This is a genomic window from Cupriavidus sp. FW305-3-2-15-C-LB2, from assembly GCF_058787575.1.
Genome location: NZ_JBYSZW010000008.1, coordinates 42072 through 59831 on the forward strand (window position 1 = coordinate 42072; position 17760 = coordinate 59831).

18 protein-coding genes, 2 tRNA genes and 2 pseudogenes are annotated in these 17760 nt (G+C 66.1%); 11 read left to right on the forward strand and 11 right to left on the reverse strand.

What is annotated here, in order from left to right:
• Positions 1-61: 61 nt before the first annotated feature.
• A complete protein-coding gene (locus AC3WRR_RS08440) occupies positions 62-331 on the forward strand; it encodes an acyl-CoA-binding protein (RefSeq protein ID WP_492296664.1) in 270 nt (89 codons plus the stop codon).
• 25 nt (positions 332-356) lie between these two features.
• Here the strand turns inward: AC3WRR_RS08440 and AC3WRR_RS08445 are convergent, their stop codons facing one another.
• Positions 357-1838 carry a DHA2 family efflux MFS transporter permease subunit gene (locus AC3WRR_RS08445; RefSeq protein WP_010810625.1) on the reverse strand — a complete coding sequence of 494 codons (1482 nt, stop codon included), beginning with the start codon at positions 1836-1838 and terminating at the stop codon, positions 357-359.
• Positions 1835-2311 carry an SRPBCC family protein gene (locus AC3WRR_RS08450; protein ID WP_010810624.1) on the reverse strand — a complete coding sequence of 159 codons (477 nt, stop codon included), beginning with the start codon at positions 2309-2311 and terminating at the stop codon, positions 1835-1837. Before AC3WRR_RS08450 ends, AC3WRR_RS08445 begins: the two co-directional genes overlap by 4 nt.
• Before the next feature lie 135 nt (positions 2312-2446).
• Between AC3WRR_RS08450 and AC3WRR_RS08455 the strand changes: the two genes are divergently transcribed.
• From AC3WRR_RS08455 to AC3WRR_RS08475, 5 genes are all read left to right on the forward strand, one after another.
• Complete coding sequence (locus tag AC3WRR_RS08455; protein ID WP_010810623.1) at positions 2447-3121, forward strand: SGNH/GDSL hydrolase family protein; 675 nt, start codon at positions 2447-2449, stop codon at positions 3119-3121.
• A 115-nt stretch (positions 3122-3236) separates the two neighbouring features.
• Complete coding sequence (locus AC3WRR_RS08460) at positions 3237-3644, forward strand: VOC family protein (RefSeq protein ID WP_492296667.1); 408 nt, start codon at positions 3237-3239, stop codon at positions 3642-3644.
• Positions 3596-3859, forward strand: a complete 264-nt coding sequence (locus AC3WRR_RS08465; protein ID WP_492296669.1) for a type II toxin-antitoxin system PemK/MazF family toxin — start codon at positions 3596-3598, stop codon at positions 3857-3859. Before AC3WRR_RS08460 ends, AC3WRR_RS08465 begins: the two co-directional genes overlap by 49 nt.
• A gap of 203 nt (positions 3860-4062) precedes the next feature.
• Entirely contained in the window at positions 4063-4875 is an 813-nt protein-coding gene (locus AC3WRR_RS08470) for a MetQ/NlpA family ABC transporter substrate-binding protein (RefSeq protein WP_010810620.1), read from the forward strand.
• Positions 4876-4988: 113 nt separating this feature from the next.
• Positions 4989-5075: transfer RNA gene (locus AC3WRR_RS08475), tRNA-Leu, on the forward strand.
• 75 nt (positions 5076-5150) lie between these two features.
• Here the strand turns inward: AC3WRR_RS08475 and AC3WRR_RS08480 are convergent.
• A pseudogene (locus tag AC3WRR_RS08480) lies at positions 5151-5453 on the reverse strand (substrate-binding domain-containing protein); the annotation flags it as partial.
• A 33-nt stretch (positions 5454-5486) separates the two neighbouring features.
• On the opposite strand from AC3WRR_RS08480, the gene AC3WRR_RS08485 reads away from it, so the two are divergent.
• Together AC3WRR_RS08485 and AC3WRR_RS08490 are read left to right on the forward strand one after the other, a co-directional pair.
• Positions 5487-5687, forward strand: coding sequence for a LysR substrate-binding domain-containing protein (locus AC3WRR_RS08485; protein ID WP_492296730.1), 201 nt, complete (start codon positions 5487-5489; stop codon positions 5685-5687).
• Positions 5688-5790: 103 nt separating this feature from the next.
• A tRNA-Leu gene (locus AC3WRR_RS08490) sits at positions 5791-5877 on the forward strand.
• 62 nt (positions 5878-5939) lie between these two features.
• Here the strand turns inward: AC3WRR_RS08490 and AC3WRR_RS08495 are convergent.
• Entirely contained in the window at positions 5940-6158 is a 219-nt protein-coding gene (locus tag AC3WRR_RS08495; RefSeq protein WP_037024065.1) for a DUF1484 family protein, read from the reverse strand.
• Between the two features lie 377 nt (positions 6159-6535).
• Between AC3WRR_RS08495 and AC3WRR_RS08500 the strand changes: the two genes are divergently transcribed.
• Positions 6536-8086, forward strand: coding sequence for a serine hydrolase (locus tag AC3WRR_RS08500; protein WP_058697972.1), 1551 nt, complete (start codon positions 6536-6538; stop codon positions 8084-8086).
• Between the two features lie 42 nt (positions 8087-8128).
• Positions 8129-8998 carry a metal-dependent hydrolase gene (locus AC3WRR_RS08505; RefSeq protein WP_010810615.1) on the forward strand — a complete coding sequence of 290 codons (870 nt, stop codon included), beginning with the start codon at positions 8129-8131 and terminating at the stop codon, positions 8996-8998.
• A gap of 14 nt (positions 8999-9012) precedes the next feature.
• Here the strand turns inward: AC3WRR_RS08505 and AC3WRR_RS08510 are convergent, their stop codons facing one another.
• The 5 genes and pseudogenes from AC3WRR_RS08510 to AC3WRR_RS08530 all read right to left on the reverse strand — a co-directional run bounded on the left by AC3WRR_RS08510 (position 9013) and on the right by AC3WRR_RS08530 (position 13853).
• Positions 9013-10116, reverse strand: coding sequence for a mandelate racemase/muconate lactonizing enzyme family protein (locus tag AC3WRR_RS08510; RefSeq protein WP_010810614.1), 1104 nt, complete (start codon positions 10114-10116; stop codon positions 9013-9015).
• Positions 10117-10223: 107 nt separating this feature from the next.
• Entirely contained in the window at positions 10224-11210 is a 987-nt protein-coding gene (locus AC3WRR_RS08515; RefSeq protein WP_011615511.1) for a tripartite tricarboxylate transporter substrate binding protein, read from the reverse strand.
• Between the two features lie 86 nt (positions 11211-11296).
• Positions 11297-11463 (reverse strand): annotated as a pseudogene (locus tag AC3WRR_RS08520) (pyruvate kinase); the annotation flags it as partial.
• Positions 11447-12706, reverse strand: a complete 1260-nt coding sequence (locus AC3WRR_RS08525) for a glycerate kinase type-2 family protein (RefSeq protein ID WP_051398530.1) — start codon at positions 12704-12706, stop codon at positions 11447-11449. The pseudogene AC3WRR_RS08520 and the gene AC3WRR_RS08525, both read right to left, overlap by 17 nt.
• Positions 12707-12764: 58 nt before the next feature.
• The gene (locus tag AC3WRR_RS08530; RefSeq protein ID WP_010810612.1) at positions 12765-13853 is read right to left on the reverse strand and encodes a tartrate dehydrogenase; all 1089 of its coding nucleotides are present in this window, start codon (positions 13851-13853) and stop codon (positions 12765-12767) included.
• 124 nt (positions 13854-13977) lie between these two features.
• Here AC3WRR_RS08530 and AC3WRR_RS08535 point away from each other — a divergent pair, with 124 nt between their 5' ends.
• Positions 13978-14901, forward strand: a complete 924-nt coding sequence (locus AC3WRR_RS08535) for a LysR family transcriptional regulator (protein WP_010810611.1) — start codon at positions 13978-13980, stop codon at positions 14899-14901.
• A gap of 427 nt (positions 14902-15328) precedes the next feature.
• Here AC3WRR_RS08535 and AC3WRR_RS08540 read toward each other — a convergent pair whose 3' ends face one another.
• Positions 15329-15994, reverse strand: a complete 666-nt coding sequence (locus tag AC3WRR_RS08540; protein WP_492296672.1) for a response regulator — start codon at positions 15992-15994, stop codon at positions 15329-15331.
• Positions 15975-17645, reverse strand: a complete 1671-nt coding sequence (locus AC3WRR_RS08545; protein ID WP_492296674.1) for an MASE1 domain-containing protein — start codon at positions 17643-17645, stop codon at positions 15975-15977. The genes AC3WRR_RS08540 and AC3WRR_RS08545 overlap by 20 nt, the downstream gene beginning before the upstream one ends.
• Between the last annotated feature and the right edge of the window lie 115 nt (positions 17646-17760).

Genomic DNA, 17760 nt, shown 5'->3' on the forward strand with positions numbered 1-17760 from the left:
CCGGGCGGCTATCATCGGCCTGCACTTTCGCAATCCAGACAGCACACACGGAGGAACCCCCATGAGCGACCTGCAGGCACGCTTCGACCAGGCCCAGATCGACGTCAAGCAACTGAGCGAGCGCCCCAGCAACATGTCCCTGCTGCGCCTGTACGCCCTGTTCAAGCAAGGCAGCGAAGGCGATGCCCACGGCGACAAGCCCGGCATGACCGACTTTGTCGGCCGCTACAAGTTTGAAGCCTGGGAAGCCCTGCGCGGCACCGCACGCGAACAGGCGATGGAGCAGTACGTCGCGCTGGTGGAAGAACTGCGCAGCGGCGCAGCCAGCTAAGCCGGCGCAGCCAGGCCCGGCGGCCTCAGGCCGCCGGCACCGGCCGCGGCCGGATCCGCCACGCCGCGATCATCGCACTGGCAATCACCACGCCCACGGCCAGGAAGGTTTCATCGAAGGCACGGATGCGCGCCGCCTGCACGGCGGCGTCGCCGGCCTGGCCCAGCACCGCGCCGTGCTCCGCCAGCCGCCATTGCAGGCCCACGCCCGCCAGGCTCACGCCGATGGCGCCGCCCAGCTGGCGCAGGAAGTTGATGCAGCTCGAGCCCTGCGCGATCAGCGTGAAGTCCACCCCCCGCATTGCCCCCAGCGTCAGCGACGGCAGGATGCAGCCCAGCCCGATCCGCCCCAGCACCGCCAGCGCCACCAGCACCAGATATGGCGTGGAGCGCGAGCCCAGCGCCATCAGCAGGAACGACAGCGACAGCAGCGCCAGCCCGAACGACACCTGGATATGCGGCGCGATCTTGTGGGTGAAGCGCCCCGATATGGCGATCGTCAGCGCCAGCATCACGCCCGCCGGGAACAGCACCAGGCCCGCGCGCGACGGCGTGTATTCCAGCGCCATCTGCATATAGACCGGCAGCAGGTAGGTCGAGCCGAACAGCCCCGCGCCGTAGATAAAGGCCACCACCGCCCCGGCCGCGAACTGCCGGTAGCTGTAGAGCCGCAGGTTCATCAGCGGATGCGCCGCGCGCAGCTGCCACAGCACGAACGCCGCCAGCATCAGCACGCCGAAGCCCGACAGCGCCAGGCCCGCGGGCACGCTGTCGCGCATCTCGACCACGCCGTTGAGCAGGCTTACCGTGGCAATACCGGCCAGGCCCAGCCCGCGCCAGTCCAGCGGCTGGCGCTCGCCCATCATGATCGAGTCCACCGCCATGAAGCGCCGCGCCATCAGCACGCCGATCAGCGTCAGCGGCACCACCACGAAGAAGATCGAGCGCCAGCCGAAGGCCTCGACCAGGAAGCCACCCAGGCTGGGCCCCAGCGCCGGCGCCAGTACCACGCCAAAGCCGAACATGCTGATCGCCTTGCCCTGCTCGCGCTCTTCGAACACGCGCAGGATCAGGATATTGGGCAGCGGCTGCATAATGCCTGCGGCGACGCCTTCGGCCACGCGCATCGCGATCATCACGCCGTAGGTCGGTGAAAAGCCGCCAAAGAGCCCGCCCGCGCCCAGCAGCAGCGAGGCCCCCAGGAAGGTGCGGCGCAGCCCGTAGCGGTTCAGCAGCCAGGGCGTCAGCAGCATCGACAGCGTCATCGCAATCATGAAGCTGGCCGCCACCCATTGCGCCCGCTCCTGCCCCAGCACGAAATGCCGGCTCAGGTCCGGAATCGCTACGTTGATGATGGTGGACGAGACGATCGACGAGATCGTGCCCAGCATCAGCGTCACCAGCACCAGCCAGCGCAGCCGCTCGCCGTAGCGCACACGCAGCGCCAGCCGGGTCGGCAGACCCGGCCGCTGGCCGGAACCCTCCGGCGTGGCGGGACCCTCGCTCACCCCAGCCGTCCGGTGTCAGCGATCTCGCGGATCTTGCGCACGGTGTCGATATCGGCCTCGTGGTAGGCGGACTTGACGATCTCGGCATAGCGGTCATCGCCGCTGGCGTCGACCGCCGGCATGGTGGTGTTGTAGACAAAGCGCAGCAGCAGCGCGCCCGGGCCCGGGGTCTCGATCGCCATGGTCAGCGTGCCGCCGGCATGCTCGGCCGTGGCCGCGGTTTCATAGCGCACCTGCCGGCGCGGCTCGAACACCACATGGTCATGGATCGACGCCTCGCCAAAATGCAGCACGCGATCGATCCAGTTGTCGCCGCGGCCGACTACTTCGGCGCGGTCCAGCCCCAGCACGAAGAGTTCGGGCGACTCGGCGCGCAGCACCAGCCCTTGCCACAGCTGGTCAGGCGTCAGCGGATCCAGTTGAGGATTGCCTGGATCGTTGATCTCAACCAAGTGCTCGAAACGCAACTTCATTCTCCCGATCGTCAGTAAGTCGATATTATGAAGTCTTCGCGTATTCGGGAGACCTTTTTGTCTGCGCGGTGCAACATGGCTTGACACGGACCATTGCCCTTTATCGACCAATATCCACGCCAACTGGAGTCCCGCATGACCGCCGCGCCGCTGGCCGAAACCGATCCTCTGCAGATCCTTGTCTACGCCGACTCGCTGTCATGGGGCATCGTGCCCGGCACGCGCCGGCGCCTGCCCTTCCCGGTGCGCTGGCCCGGCCGGCTGGAACTGGGCCTGAACGCCGGCGGCGGCGCCCCGGTGCGCGTCATCGAAGACTGCCTGAACGGCCGCCGCACGGTCTGGGACGACCCATTCAAACCCGGCCGCAACGGCCTGCACGGGCTGGCGCAGCGCGTTGAAATCCACTCGCCGCTGGCGCTGGTGGTCCTGATGCTGGGCAACAACGATTTCCAGTCGATGCACCCGCACAACGCCTGGCACGCCGCCCAGGGCATCGCCACGCTGGTGCAGGCGATCCGCAGCGCGCCGATCGAGCCGGGCATGCCGGTGCCTCCGGTGCTGGTCGTCACCCCACCCCCGATCCGCACCCCGCGCGGGCCGCTGGCGCCCAAGTTTGCTGGCGGCGAACATAAGTGGACGGGCCTGCCGCAAGCCGTGGCCGAGGTCTGCACGCAACTGGGCTGTCCGCTGTTCGACGCCGGCACCGTGATCCAGAGCAGCGAGGTCGACGGCGTGCACCTGGATGCCGACGCGCACCTGGCACTCGGCGACGCGCTGCGCCCGGTGGTGCGGGAGCTGTTGCGCGGCTAGCGCGCCGTTCCTGGCACCTGCCTGGCCGGCTGAAACATCACTCCTGACAGCAGTTGTCAGGAGACCCGGCGCACAATGCGGCCGCTTTCACACGGAACGCCGCCAGGAGGCTGTCATGGAGTTGCTGATCAATATCGATGTCGACGATTTGCCGCGCGGCATCGACTTCTACGCGCAGGGGCTTGGCCTGAGGCTGAACCGCAAGCTGTTCGACGGCACCGTTGCCGAAATGCTGGGCGGCAACACCCCCATCTACCTGCTCGCCAAGCCCGCCGGCACCCGCCCCACCACCCGCGCCGATACCCGGCGCGACTACCGCCGCCACTGGACGCCGGTCCACCTCGACTTCGTCGTGGCCAACCTGGAACAGGCCATCGAACGCGCGCTGGAAGCCGGCGCCGAGATCGAGGACTGGCCGCAGGACTTTGACTGGGGACGGCAGGCAAGGCTGTCGGACCCGTTCGGCCATGGCTTGTGCTTTATCGAGTGGAAGGGCCAGGGATATGGGGCGGTGACCGGCTGAGCCAGTGGCGCACCGTCACCGTGGCGCCAATGACTACCGGCAGCAGGCCGGCACCGTTTCGCGTCCCGGTGACTTTTCAGCGCAAGACTGGCCTGATCCTGCTGGACCAGCTCCGGATCGTGGACAAGTCCCGGCTGGTCAGGCGGGCCGGCGGCCTGAGTGACAGGATCGTGGAAGACACCTTGCGGACATTGCGCGAAGTCTTTGCAGACTGAGCCTTGGCACAGAAGCATTTAATGCCGGTCATCTGGCGTTGTTTGGATTCATAAGCTTATGAAAAAGAAATAGACGCCAGATTCATTCCCGCCGCGCCATCTTGACGCAATTGCGTTAATCTGTGGCCCTCGCCCCGGTCAGGCGATCCCTGCCCAGGCGACTGTCTCACTCGCCACATAACCAGAATATCTCCAGAACTCCTATGCGCAGCACGTCTCTCATCAAGCGCCTGGCGGTCGCAGTGTCCGCTCTTGGTTTTTTCGCCGCCGGCAGCGCGTCGGCCCAGGAACAGACCATCCGCGTCGGCACGGTCAGCGGCCCGGATGCCGAAGTCTGGCAAGTCGTCCAGAAAGTGGCCAAGCGCAATGGCCTGAACGTCAAGGTCGTCGAGTTCAACGACTACGTGCAGCCCAACGCCGCACTGGATGCCGGTGACCTGGACGCCAACAGCTTCCAGCACCAGCCCTACCTGGACAGCCAGGTGAAGCAGCGCGGCTACAAGATGCAGAGCGTGGGCTACACCTATATCTCGCCGCTCGGCATCTACGCGAAGAGCCTGAAGTCGCCGAAGGACCTGCCGCAAGGCGCCAAGGTGGCCGTGCCCAACGACCCGTCCAATGAAAACCGCGCCCTGCTGCTGCTCCAGTCGCAAGGCGTGATCAAGCTGAAGGCAGGCGCCGGCACCAACGGTGTCAACGCCACGCCGCTGGACGTGGCCGAGAACCCGAAGAAGCTGAAGCTCGTGGAACTGGATGCAGCGCAGCTGGCCCGCGCCCTGCCCGATGTCAGCGCCGCCGTGATCAACACCAACTACGCGCTCGCGGCCGGCCTGCAGCCGACCAAGGACGCGATCGCACTGGAAGACATCCACAGCCCGTACGCCAACATCATCGTCGTGCGCACGCAGGACAAGGACAAGCCGTGGGTCAAGAAGCTGGTGGCAGCGTACCAGTCTGAAGACGTGCGCCAGTTCATGAAGGCCCAGTACAAGGGCGCGATGGTGCCGTCGTTCTGATTGCCCGTGGCACATCCGGATCGCCGTAACGCAGTCCGGCCAGCGATGCTGCGTGTGCCCGCCGGAGGTGCTTGCAAATTTGTGAACCTTCGGTAAAATGCGCCGCTCACCTTGCCCAGGTGGCGGAATTGGTAGACGCACTAGGTTCAGGTCCTAGCGGTGGCAACACTGTGGAGGTTCGAGTCCTCTCCTGGGCACCAGAGATTCAAGCAGAAAGCCCGCACAAAAGTGCGGGCTTTTTGTTTTTTGCGGCCGCCAACGGATATTGAAGCGGTTCAGCGTTGTTCCGGCTGCCCCAGAACCGGCGGAGCCGGCGGCGGCAGCGGCGTGGCAACCGGCTCCGGTCCGGTCGTTCGCACGATCGTGGCTGCCGCCGGGGACGCCAGGAACCGAACAAACCGCGAAGCCGCCGCGCTCTGGTGGCCCGCCACCATCCCGGCGGAGAAGAAGACGCGCTGCTGCAGTTCGGCTGGTACCCGGCTGCCCGCTGCCACCTTGCCCTCCGATATCAGCTTGTCGAGACCCGAGTCCGCCAGGATCACCACATCGAAGGTCTCGCCGCGTGCCAGCCGGCTGGGGAAGCCAACCACGTGGTTGGCGTGCTGGCGCTGGTGGAAGCCCGCCTCGGCATGGCCGTGCTGCCGGGCCTGGCACTGCCACGCGATCATCCCCGCCTGTGCGCCATCGCGCTGACCGAGCCTGCCGTGGACCGTGTCCTGGCGCTGATACGCCGTCGCGACCGGGCGTTGCAGCCTGCGGCCAAGGCGCTGTTTGACATCCTCACTTCCGACGCTGACGTGTCCACCGATTGACCAGCAACAGCGGCCCACCGCAGCTCAACCGGATTTCTTGCGCCAAAGCCGGCCGAGGGACTTGCAAAATCCGCAGCGCGCTGTAAAATCCGGCGCTCACCTTGCCCAGGTGGCGGAATTGGTAGACGCACTAGGTTCAGGTCCTAGCGGTGGCAACACTGTGGAGGTTCGAGTCCTCTCCTGGGCACCAAGGTTTCAAAGCGAAAAGCCCGCACGAACGTGCGGGCTTTTTGTTTTGCCGCGACGGACTCGTCATTCATCCGCGCACAGCTTTGCCGCCGTCTGGTCCAGCTGCGCCTTCACCATTGCCAGCAGCGAATACACGTTGTGGCAACCCTCCGAACGCTCGCTCTCGATTTCAACCAGCAACAGGATGGCACTCAGCCCGGCGCTGATTTGCTCAAAGGACTCGATCGTGCCGGCCGGCACGATATGCCGGGGTCCTGAAGGGTGATGGGTAGACATTTGCATCGCGCTTATCTCCTACTAGCCAGAGAGAGCCCGCCTGCCCAGACGAGAAGAAGGTGGCGGGCCTGACAACGGGGGTGACATACCGGGGAACCTCAGCAGAAGAAGACCCGGCCAGCCTTGCAGCTGCCCCGCCCGGCCCGCCATGGAAACATGGTTGCCCGCGCGACTCTTGATTGAATGAGATCGAATCTGCCGAGGTTCTTTCGGGTTGTCACCCCCGCCCACCGAACCCTTCGGTGAGGCCTGCAGTTTCTCGCCCCCGCCATCGTGCGGCGATAAGACGTTTCGCATTCGCCACTCCCCGCCCCCATCGCCTACAGTATTCCTATCCAAGGGCGCGGCCGACCCGCCTGACCTAAGAACTGCGGAGAACCACCGTGGGCAAACTGCAAGAGCGTCGCCGTTTCCTGGGAGCCGCGCTGGGCGGCCTGCTGGTCCCTGCCCTGCCCGCCTGCGGTGGGGATGACGACGATCCGCCCAGGCCGCCCGGTCCGGTTCCCGAATCCCAGATCACCCAGGCCATCGCCCAGGTCGACAAGCTGGCCGCTGACCTGATGGCCAGTTCCGGCGTGCCGGGCATGGCCGTCGCCGTGGTGCGCGGCAATCAAACCGTTTACGCCAAAGGCTTTGGCCGCAGGCTGGTAACCGACCCCGCGCCGGTCGATGCCGACACTGTGTTCCAGCTTGCGTCGGTGTCAAAGCCCATCGGGGCAACCGTGGTGGCCCGGCAGGTCGGCCGCGGCGGCATCAGTTGGGATACGCCGGTGCGCGCGCACCTGCCGTGGTTCGCGCTCGCGGAAGCGGAAGTCACGGAAGCCGTCACCATTGGCGATCTCTACGCCCATCGCTCCGGCCTGCCCGACCACGCCGGCGACCGGCTTGAAGACATGGGCTTCGACCGCCAGCAGGTGCTGACGCGCCTGCGCTACCTGCCGCTGCATCCGTTCCGGGCGGTCTATGCGTACACCAACTTTGGCATGACCGCCGCCGCCGAGGCCGTGGCCACCGCGGCCGGCATCGACTGGGCCACGCTGTCCGAGCAGGCCATCTACCAACCGCTGGGCATGGCGCGCACCAGTTCGCGCTACGCCGACTTTGCCGCGCGCGACAACCGCGCCCTCGGCCATGTCAGGATCAACGGCGCCTGGGTGCAAGGCATGGGCACGATGCCGGATGCGCAGTCGCCCGCCGGGGGCGTCAGCTCATCCGTCAACGACATCGCGAAATGGCTGGCGATGCTGCTCGCCAAAGGCGAGTTCGCAGGCCAGCGCATCGTCGACGCCGCCGCGCTGGCACCCGCGCTGAGCCAGCAGATGCAAAGCAGCCCGCCCGTCAGCGGACGGCCGGCCAGCTACTACGGCTATGGCTTCAATGTCGGCACGACCGAACTCGGGCTGGCCTCCTATAACCACTCCGGCGCGTTCGCGGTGGGCGCGGCCACCAACTTTACCGCGGTGCCGTCGCTGAACCTGGCCATCGTCACGTTGACCAACGGCTATCCCATCGGCGTCCCGGAAACCCTGAACGCACAATTCTTCGATCTCGTGCAGTACGGCGCCATCCGGCGCGACTGGGGCAGGATCTACGGCGATGCGCTTGCGCCGCTGCTGGCACCGGAAGGCCGGCTGGTCGGCCAGACACCCCCGGCCAACCCGCTGCCGGCGCGCGCACTCTCGGCTTACACCGGCACCTACCAGAACGACTACTACGGTCCGCTGCAGGTGGCCGACCAGGGCGGCACGCTGGTGATGACGCTGGGCGCCACCCCTCTCACCTTGCCGCTGAGCCACTGGGACGGCGACGTCTTTACCTTCACGCTCAATAACGAGAACGCGACGCCGGGCACGATCTCGCAAGCGGCGTTCTCCAGCGACCGCGTGTGGCTGGAGTATTACGACCACGAAGGATTGGGCATGTTTGTCCGCTAGTACTGCAAGTTGCCAGGCCAATTCATCCAGGGAAGAAAGACCATGACCAGACTGCGCGCCGTTCTCCTCGCCACCGTCATCGCCCTGCTCGGCGCCTGCGCGGCGCCCACGCCGCCAGCGGAGGCCCGGCGCCCGATGCCGGCCGGCCAGCCCACCGCCGGCAAGGCCGAAGTGCTGTGGCTGGGCCAGGCCGCCACGCGCATCACCACGCCCGGCGGCAAGGTCATCGTGGTCGACCCATGGCTCACCACCAATCCCAAGACGCCGCCAGGCTTCAAGCAGCTCTCGGCGCTGGGCAAGGTCGACCTGATTCTGGTCACGCACGCCCACAGCGACCACCTGGGCGATGCCCCCGCCCTGGCCAGGCTGACCAACGCGCCGATCTACAACGGCGGCGGCCTGGGCCAGGCCCTGGTCAGCCTGGGCATGGTCCCGGCCGCGCAGGCGCAGCGCTTCGGCAAGAGCGGCACGGTCATGCCCTTTGGCCCGACCGGCCCCAGAATCACCGCAGTGCATGCCGAACACTCGTCGGAACTGGCGCTGAAGAACCCCGCCACCGGCAAGGACGAAACCCACTACGGCGGTGAGCCCGTCGGCTACATCATCGAGCTGGAGAACGGCTTCAAGATCTGGCACATGGGCGATACGGGACTGTTCGGTGACATGCGGCTGATCGGGGAGGTCTACAAACCCGATCTCGTGCTGATCCCCATTGGCGGCCATTTCACCATGGGACCGCAGGAAGCCGCCATCGCGGTGCGCGACCTGATCCGGCCGCGCTTTGCGATCCCGATCCACTATCAGACCTCGCCGCAGTTGAGCGGGACACCGGAAGCGTTCAAGGCGGCGCTGGGCGCTGGCGCCGCGGCAGGCGTGATCGTGCCGCAGCCGGGGGAGAAGGTGGATTTCTGATGCCGGGATGATGCTCACGCAACGCGATATCGCCGAATGACCTCCGGATCCGGGTCGATGCCCAGGCCCGGGCCAGCGGGTACCGCGATCATGCCATCGCGCGGCACCACGGCATCGCCAAGCACCTGCGCCTCCATGTCGAAGTAGCGCCATTCGATCATGGCCGCAGCATCCCCCAGCGCTGCCGTGGCATGCATGCTGGCCAGCAGCCCCGGGCCGTCATAGAAGGTATGGACCATCACTTGCGTGTTGTGCGCCTCGGCCAGCGCAAAGACGTTGCGCAAGGCGCTGATGCCACCCATCTTGGCCGGGCTGGGTTGCACCACATCGACGGCGCCCACGCTGAGCAGGTGCTGGAACTCCATCAGCGTGGTGGCATTCTCGCCGGCGGCGACCGGGATGGCGCACTGCTGGCGCAGGGCGGCCAGTCCGGCATAGTTCTCCGGCGGCCACAGGGGCTCTTCCAGCCACCGTAGCGACAAGGGTTCCAGCGCGCGCGCCATGTCGATGGCCTCATGGAGCGGCCACGGGCAGTTCGTATCCAGCGTGATCTCGATGTCCGGGCCCGCTGCTTCGCGGGCGGCGCGAATGACCGCGAGGTCGACCTCGTGCAGCTTCAGGCTCCGGTAGCCATCGGCGATGGCGCGGCTGACATTGACCGCCATCGTTTCGGGATCGGCATACCGGATCAGGCTGGCATAGGCAGGCAGGCGGTCCCGGCGCGCGCCGCCGAGCAGTTGGTGAACAGGCAGCCCGGCCGCTTTGCCGCAAAGGTCCCACAGGGCGATATCGAGCGCGGACAGCCCGTAGAAGATAGCCCCGCTGCGCCCGAAGACATGGAACCTGCGTTGCAGGTCCAGGCCGATGGCATCGATCCGGGTTGCGTCCCGGCCGAGGCAGGCCGGCGCCAGCATCTGTTCGATGGCCGCCTTGACCGCCGGAATCCCCACGAAGCCGAAGGTCTCGCCCCAGCCGACCAGCCCATCGTCGGTCGTCACCTTGAGCAGCAGCGAGTCGGCGGCCTGCATCCCGGCGCCGCCCCAGACGCCCGCGGCGGAAACGCCGCCCACCGTGAACGGAATGCGCAGGACGATGGCTTCGATGCTCGCGATCTTCATGGCGCCCTCCCTCCGTTACCCGCAGTCCGCCCGTGCAACGCATAAGGCGATGCCGGGCAGAGTTCAATATAGGCGAGAAGGCAAGCAACCGAGTGACGGCGGGTCGCCTACTCGATCGTCACCTTCCCGTCCTTCACCAGCCTGGCGAACTTGACCGTCTCGTCCTGGATCCGCTTGGCAAACTCCTGCGGCGTGCTCGCCATCGGCTCGGCCCCGACCGCCACCATGCGCTGCTGGAAGTCCGGCGATTTCACGATCTTGACGATCTCGGCGTTCAGCCGGGTGACGATGGGCGCTGGCGTGGCGGCCGGCGCCAGCACGCCGAACCAGGTGCCGATATCGAAGCCCTTCAGCCCCGCCTCTTCCAGCGTCGGCACATCAGGCAGGACGCTGGAGCGCCGCGCGGTGGTCACGGCCAGGGCGCGCAGCTTGCCCGACTTGATGTGCTGCAGCACCGGCGTCAGGGTATCGAACGACATCGTCACCTGTCCGCCGAGCAGATCGGTGGTCAGCGGGCCACTGCCCTTGTAGGGCACGTGCAGCAGCGGCGCACCCGTGGCGGCCTGGAACTGGGTGCCGATCAGGTGCTGCGCGGTGCCGTTGCCATTGGAGCCATAGGCAAACTCCGGCGCTGCCTTCTTCGCCAGGGCCACCAGTTCGCTGACGTCCTTCGCCGGCGTCTTGGCGGCATTGATGACCAGCACGTTGGGCACCATGGCGACCGTGGCAATGGGTGCCAGGTCCTTCTGGAAGCTGTAGGGCAGCTTCTTGTAGACGCTGCTGGCAATCGTATGGTGGACCGCGCCCATCAGCAGGGTGTAGCCGTCCGGCTTGCCCTTGGCGACGTAGTCCGCGCCCACGGTGGCGCCGGCGCCGGGCCGGTTCTCGACGATCACGGGCTGGCCCAGGCTCTTCGACAACTGGTCGCCCAGCGCGCGGGCCAGCACGTCGGTAGTCCCGCCCGACGGGAACGGCACCACCACGGTGATCGGCTTGGCCGGCCATTCCTGTGCCAGGCAAGTGCCGCTGAGGATAAAGCCGGCTGCCAGCACGGCCACGCCGGAAATACGACGCACGAGTTCAGTACCACGCATGCTTTGTCTCCTGAATGTTCTATGTTTGCAGCCGGTCTTCGGCTGATTAGTGCTTGATAGCGCCTTGGCCCCCTGATGTCTGCCTGCTGGACCTGCGCGATGCGCAGCAGGTTGGCGGTGCCGGCCACGGTGAACGGCAGGCCGGCCGAGATGACGATCTGCTGCCGGCCACGCCGAACTGCTCCTTCAGCACGGTGTGGCTGGCCAGGTTGGTCATCTCCAGCACATCCACCACTTCATGGCAGAGCACCGCAGGCTCCAGAGGCGCGCGTCAGCAAGATCGCGCGAAAGTCGTTGACGTTGGTCAGCGTGGGGCCGGTGATGACGGCATCCCCCAGCGCCTCGAAAAATCCATGGCCGTCGTTGGCGGCCAGCGCATCCTGCGGACGCAGTCCGGCGCGCCAGGCACGTTCCAGCGTGTCGGGGCCGATCACGGCACCCGCGATCTCTTCCTGGCCGTCGACGCCGTCGGTGTCGCCCGCAATCGCATGAATGCCGGGTTCGCCGCGCAGCGTCAGCGACAGCGACAGCAGTAACTCCACGTTCCTGCCGCCCCTGCCCGCGCCCCGCACTGTGACCGTGGTCTCGCCGCCGGACAGCAGCACGCACGGTGCCGCAAACAGCTGGCCATGCCTGGCGGCTGCCAGCGCGATACCGCCCATGACCTTGCCGACATCGCGGGCCTCACCTTCGATGGCGTCGCCCAGCACGTGCACGGCGAAGCCTGCGTCGCGGCCCACCTGCGCCGCCGCTTCCAGCGCCAGCCGGGGCGTGGCGATGAACTCGGTGCGGATGCGCGGCAGGCGCGGGGCGCCGGACTTGAGCGTCTCGGCCGCGTCGGACGCCAGCACTGCCATCACATTGGGCGGAAGGTCGATCGCATACTGCTTGACGATGGCCAGCGCATCGGCGCGCGTGGTCGGGTCAGGCACGGTCGGGCCAGAGGCGATATCGATGGGGTCATCGCCCGGCACATCGGAAACCAGCAGGTTCAGCACGCGCGCCGGATAGCATGCGGCTGCCAGCCGGCCGCCCTTGATGGCGGACAGGTGCCGGCGCACGCAATTCATCTCCGAAATCGTGGCGCCGGACTTCAGCAGCGCGCGATTGACGCGCTGCTTGTCGTCGAGCGTAATGCCGGCAAGCGGCAGCGGCAGCAGCGACGATCCGCCGCCGGAGACCAGGCAGATCACCAGGTCGTCCTCGGCCAGGCCCGCCACCATCGCCAGCATGCGCTGCGAAGCGGCCAGCCCGGCATCGTCCGGCACGGGGTGAGCGGCCTCCACGATCTCGATGCGCGAGCACGGCACCGCATAGCCGTAGCGGGTAACCACCAGGCCTTCAAGCGGCCCGGGCCATGCCGCTTCCAGCGCGCTCGCCATCGCCGCCGAGGCCTTGCCCGCGCCAATGACGACGGTGCGTCCGCGCGGCGGCGGCGGCAGGTGCCGCGCCAGGGTCCTGGCCGGCTGGCCGGCTGCGACCGCCGCATCGAACATGCGCCGCAGCAACACGTTGGGCTCGGAAAATTGCAGGCTCACGAAACGGCCCTTGCGCTCAGGCGGCCTTCGCTTGCTGGCCAGCGGCAAGCAGGTCGCACACCGCCCTGGTCACTTCAGCGGTAGTCGCCTTGCCGCCCAGGTCGCCGGTGTGCAGCGCGGGGTTGGCGGTGACGGCTTCGACGGCCTGCATCACGCGCTGCGCCGCCTCGTTTTCGCCCAGGTGTTCCAGCAGCATGACCACCGACCAGAAGGTGCCTACCGGGTTGGCCAGGCCCTTGCCCATGATGTCGAAGGCCGAGCCGTGGATGGGCTCGAACATCGACGGGTAGCGGCGCTCCGGATCGATATTGCCGGTCGGGGCGATGCCCAGGCTGCCAGCCAGCGCCGCCGCCAGGTCGCTCAGGATGTCGGCATGCAGGTTGGTGGCGACGATGGTGTCCAGCGAGGCCGGACGGTTCACCATGCGCGCCGTGGCCGCATCGACGAGTTCCTTGTCCCAGGTAACGTCCGGGAAGTCCCTGGCCACCTGCACGGCCACCTCATCCCACATCACCATGGCGTGACGCTGCGCGTTGGATTTGGTGATCACCGTCAGCAGCTTGCGCGGACGCGACTGGGCCAGCTTGAAGGCAAAGCGCAGGATGCGCTCCACCCCTACGCGGGTCATCATGCTGACGTCGGTGGCCGCCTCGATCGGGTGGCCCTGGTGCACGCGGCCGCCCACGCCCGAATACTCGCCTTCCGAGTTCTCGCGCACGATCACCCAGTTCAGGTCTTCCGCGGCGCAGCGCTTGAGCGGCGCATCGATGCCGGGCAGGATGCGCGTCGGGCGCACGTTGGCGTACTGGTCGAAGCCCTGGCAGATCTTCAGGCGCAGGCCCCAGAGCGTGATGTGATCGGGAATATGCGGGTCGCCGGCGGAGCCGAACAGGATGGCATCCTTGTCGCGCAGCGCATCCAGGCCGTCGGCGGGCATCATCACGCCGTGCTGGCGATAGTAGTCGCCACCCCAGTCGAAGTCTTCGAACTCAAAGCGGAAGTCAGCACCGGCAGCCGCCAGCGCCTCCATCACTTCACGGCCGGCCGGCACCACCTCCTTGCCAATGCCATCGCCGGGGATCGTTGCAATGCGGTACGTCTTCATCCGTGTCTCCTGGTCCAGATCGATTCAAGTACGAGTTGAGTGCATGGGGCGGATTCTGGGCCGTGGACAAGGTTTTGGATCGCTTGTAGAGTTAAACCATTGTTAACCTGAAATTAAAGATGGAATGGCGCTATCGTCCGGCATCCAACCGTCAGAACTGGGATTCTTCACGTCGGTGGCCACGGCAGGCAGCCTGAGCGCGGCCGCGCGCGACCTTGGGATCACTACCGCCGCGGTCAGCAAGCGGCTGGCGCAGATGGAAGCGCGCATCGGCATGCCGCTGGTGACGCGCACCACGCGGCGCATGAGCCTGACGCCGGAGGGCGAGGTCTACCTCGAGCACGCGCGGCGCATCCTCAGCGAGATCGACGACCTGGACCAGATCCTGACCCGCTCAAAGGGCCGGCCGAGCGGCCTGCTGCGGGTCAATGCCACGCTGGGGTTCGGGCGCATGCATGTGGCGCCGGTGATTTCCGAGTATGTCGCCACCTACCCCGAGGTCGATGTCCAGCTCCAGCTGTCCGCCGACCCGCCGCCGCTGACCGAAGATGCCTTCGACGTCTGCGTCCGCTTCGGCCAGCCGCCCGACGCCCGCATCGTGGCCCGGAAGCTGGCGCCGAACCGGCGCCTGCTGTGCGCCTCGCCCAAGTACCTGCGCAGCCACGGCACCCCGCACACGCCCGCCGACCTGCGCCAGCACAACTGCATCGGCATCCGCCAGGGCAGCGACGCCTATGGCGTGTGGCGCCTGACCTCAGGCAAAGGGACCAAGGCGCGGACCGAATCGGTCCATGTGCGCGGCAACCTCACCACCAATGACGGCGAGATCGCGGTCAACTGGGCGCTGCAAGGCCACGGCATCCTGATGCGCGCCGAGTGGGACATCGAGCGGTTCCTGCGCAGTGGCCGCCTGGTGCAGGTACTGCCGCAATACGCGACGCCCGAGGCGGACATCTATGCCGTCTACCAGCAGCGGCACCAGCTGTCGTCCCGGATCCGGCTGTTCGTGGAATTCCTGGCGGCCAGGTTCAGTGAGTTTGGGAAGTAAACGCAGCAGGTTGTTTTCCGGCGTCCGGGCCGCCAGGCGTGTATTCGAATCTATCGGTTGAACGACCGGAAAGGGACAGAAGCGCCCAAACCCCGGGCCCGCGCCGCCCCCTGTGGAATCCCCACCGACGGCCCACAGATCACGATGGACCGCCTGTGCTGGCCGTTGGTCCACGGAGTGGGCGAGTGTATGCAAATTCCGCCATGGGCGGAACGCCCCGTTCGGGGGAAAAAGAGACTAACGAGATTCGCTGCGGCACCAGAGGCGGACTGCGGTGCGGGCCCGGGCCAGCTAAATCGATCTTCACTTCAGATCTGAACGCAGCTTATGTGGGACGTTCCCCGCCCTTGACACGCGCTACCAGGCTTCCGTCCGGCCCAGGGCCGCGAGCAGTCGAGCGTTCAAGCAGGCGAAAGCAACTCAACCCCTATTGGCTCTCGATCCACTGAATCGCGAAGCGCATCAACTCCTTGCCGTTGGGGATGTCCAGCTTTTCCTTGATGTTGGCCTGATGCGCCTCGATGGTCTTGACGCTGCGATTCAGTTTCCCGGCGATCTGGCGGGTGCTGAAGCCAAGCCCGATCAGGTGCAGGACTTCGAACTCCCGTTCCGACAAGCTTGCGATCGAGCCCGCGCGGGTTCTTTGAGGAGCCTTCAGGGCCCGCGCCAGCTTGTCATGCATGGCGGCGCTCAGGTAGACATTGCCTGCCAGCACCTCGCGGATGGCATTCACAATATGCTCCGTGGCCTCGAGTTTCATCAGATACCCGTTGGCGCCTGCGCGCAGTGCGCGTTCGGCAAACAGCGTTTCGTCATGCATGCTGAGGACAAGGATTGCCAGCCTTGGATAGTGTTGCCGCAGCATCCTGACAAGATCCAGGCCGGAGTTCGAGTGCAGGCTGAGGTCGACAACGGCCACGTCAGGCTGGCAGGCCATCAACGCCAGAGCCTCTTCGGCACTGCCGGCCGCACAGCAGACGTGCAGGTCCTCATGCAGATTCAGCATTTGGCTTAACCCCTCGCGGATGATGGGGTGGTCATCCACGATCAGGATCTGGGTTGCGCGGCCCGGGCTAGATGGCTTCTGTTGCATGGCCCGGACTCTCTGGTATCGGATAGCTGATGGCAACCGTGGTGCCGCCCAGAGCATTGCGGGTGATCGTGCAGGAGCCGCCCAGGAGGCTCGCCCGGTGACGCAGGTTGTGAAGTCCCAGTCCCGAGGCACGCTCCATTTGCTCCGGGTCCACCCCCACCCCGTCGTCACTGATGGAAAGCCGCTGCATCCCGCCTTCGCGCTCAAGGTCGATCCCGATGTGGTGTCCCTGGCTGTATTTCAGCGCGTTGTTCACGGCTTCCTGCGCCGCACGATAGAGGTTGATCTGCATCGGCGGATCGAGCGAGTCCACGTCCGACCCGATGCGCAGCGTGCAGTCAATGCCATCCAGCGCGCAGGTCGTCTGCGCCAGCCTCTGCAGGGCGAGCGCAAGGCCACCGGACTCCATGGCGACCGGGTCCAGGCCGTGGGCAATCTTGCGAGTCATCAAGGACGCCTGCTTCACCAGTCCGACGATGGTAGCCGCGTCCGCCGCAGCCGGGTGGCCATGCTTCTGCAGCGTTTGATTCAGGCTCGTGCAGTAGAAGCCCAGGCTGGTGAGGTGCTGCCCGAGGCCGTCATGCAGCTCCCGGCCGATGAGTCTCTGCTGCTGGTCGCCGATCCGGATCAGCTCCGCTTCCAGCAGGCGACGCCGCGCCATCTCCTGCTTCAGTTCATGGTTTGCCCGCTGCAGGTCCCGGGTTCGCTCCCGCACGCGCCCCTCCAGTTCGATTTGGGATGCCTGCAGCAGGCTATGGACGCGCTTCTCCTGGGCATGTGCCGCCACCAGCAGCAGCCCGGTGACTGCCACGACGTTCGCGAAGGCGCACCATCTCACAAGGCTATCCACTGGAGACACTGCGGCAAAGGGACCGGTGCCGTTGGTGGTGCCCCAGATGGCAACGATCGAGACCAGCAAGGTTGCGAAGGTGGTGCCAAGGTGATCGAAACGCAGAGCCGCCCAGATGATGAACGGAAGAATCGCCAGGGCTGAAGGGTAGTAGCCGTGCCCGGCAAGCTCGGGAGCGCCGAAGATGAGGTAACTTGCCCAGAGCATGGCAACGGTCAGTCCGCACGCTTCCACGGCCTGCTTTGTGGAGTGCACAGGGCCAGGACTCGCAAGCAGGCTGAGCAGGGGCGGAGCCACTACCAGCACCCCCATCATGTCACCGAGCCACCATTCCAGGACTGCTTTGCCGTACTCGGAAGCCGACACCCGGCCCCCGCCAAGGAGAGCAGTCGCACCAATCAGGGCACTCACTGCTGTGCTGACTGTCGCGGCCAGGATGATGAAGGCCAATACGTCCCTGACGCGGTCGAGGGTAATCCGGAACCGGGCCACGCGCGTCAACAGCAACGTGGCCGTCAAGGCTGCAGCCGTCGCGCCGAAGCCAATCAGCGCGGCCATTGGCAGTGGCACGCCGACCGACATATTGGCAAAAAAGGAGCCAATGGCAATTCCCGGGGCAGCTGCGAAACCCATGACAAGGAGCGCAACCAGGGCCACGCCGCTGGCAGGCCACACCAGAGACACCGCACCGCCCACTACTGCATAAGCCAGTCCCAGCTTTGCACTTGCGAAATACGCCAAAGCGACAAGTCCGGTATGGACGAAAAGTCTGAGCCTTAAGTTGCGCGGGACAATAAACATGGTTCGCTTCAAACCCCCGGGAACCGACACTGTCACATCCAGTCATTTCTGTGGTTAAACGGAATGACGACACTCTTGCGAAAGTGAATGTTCCATGCACCTGCGGCAAATCACG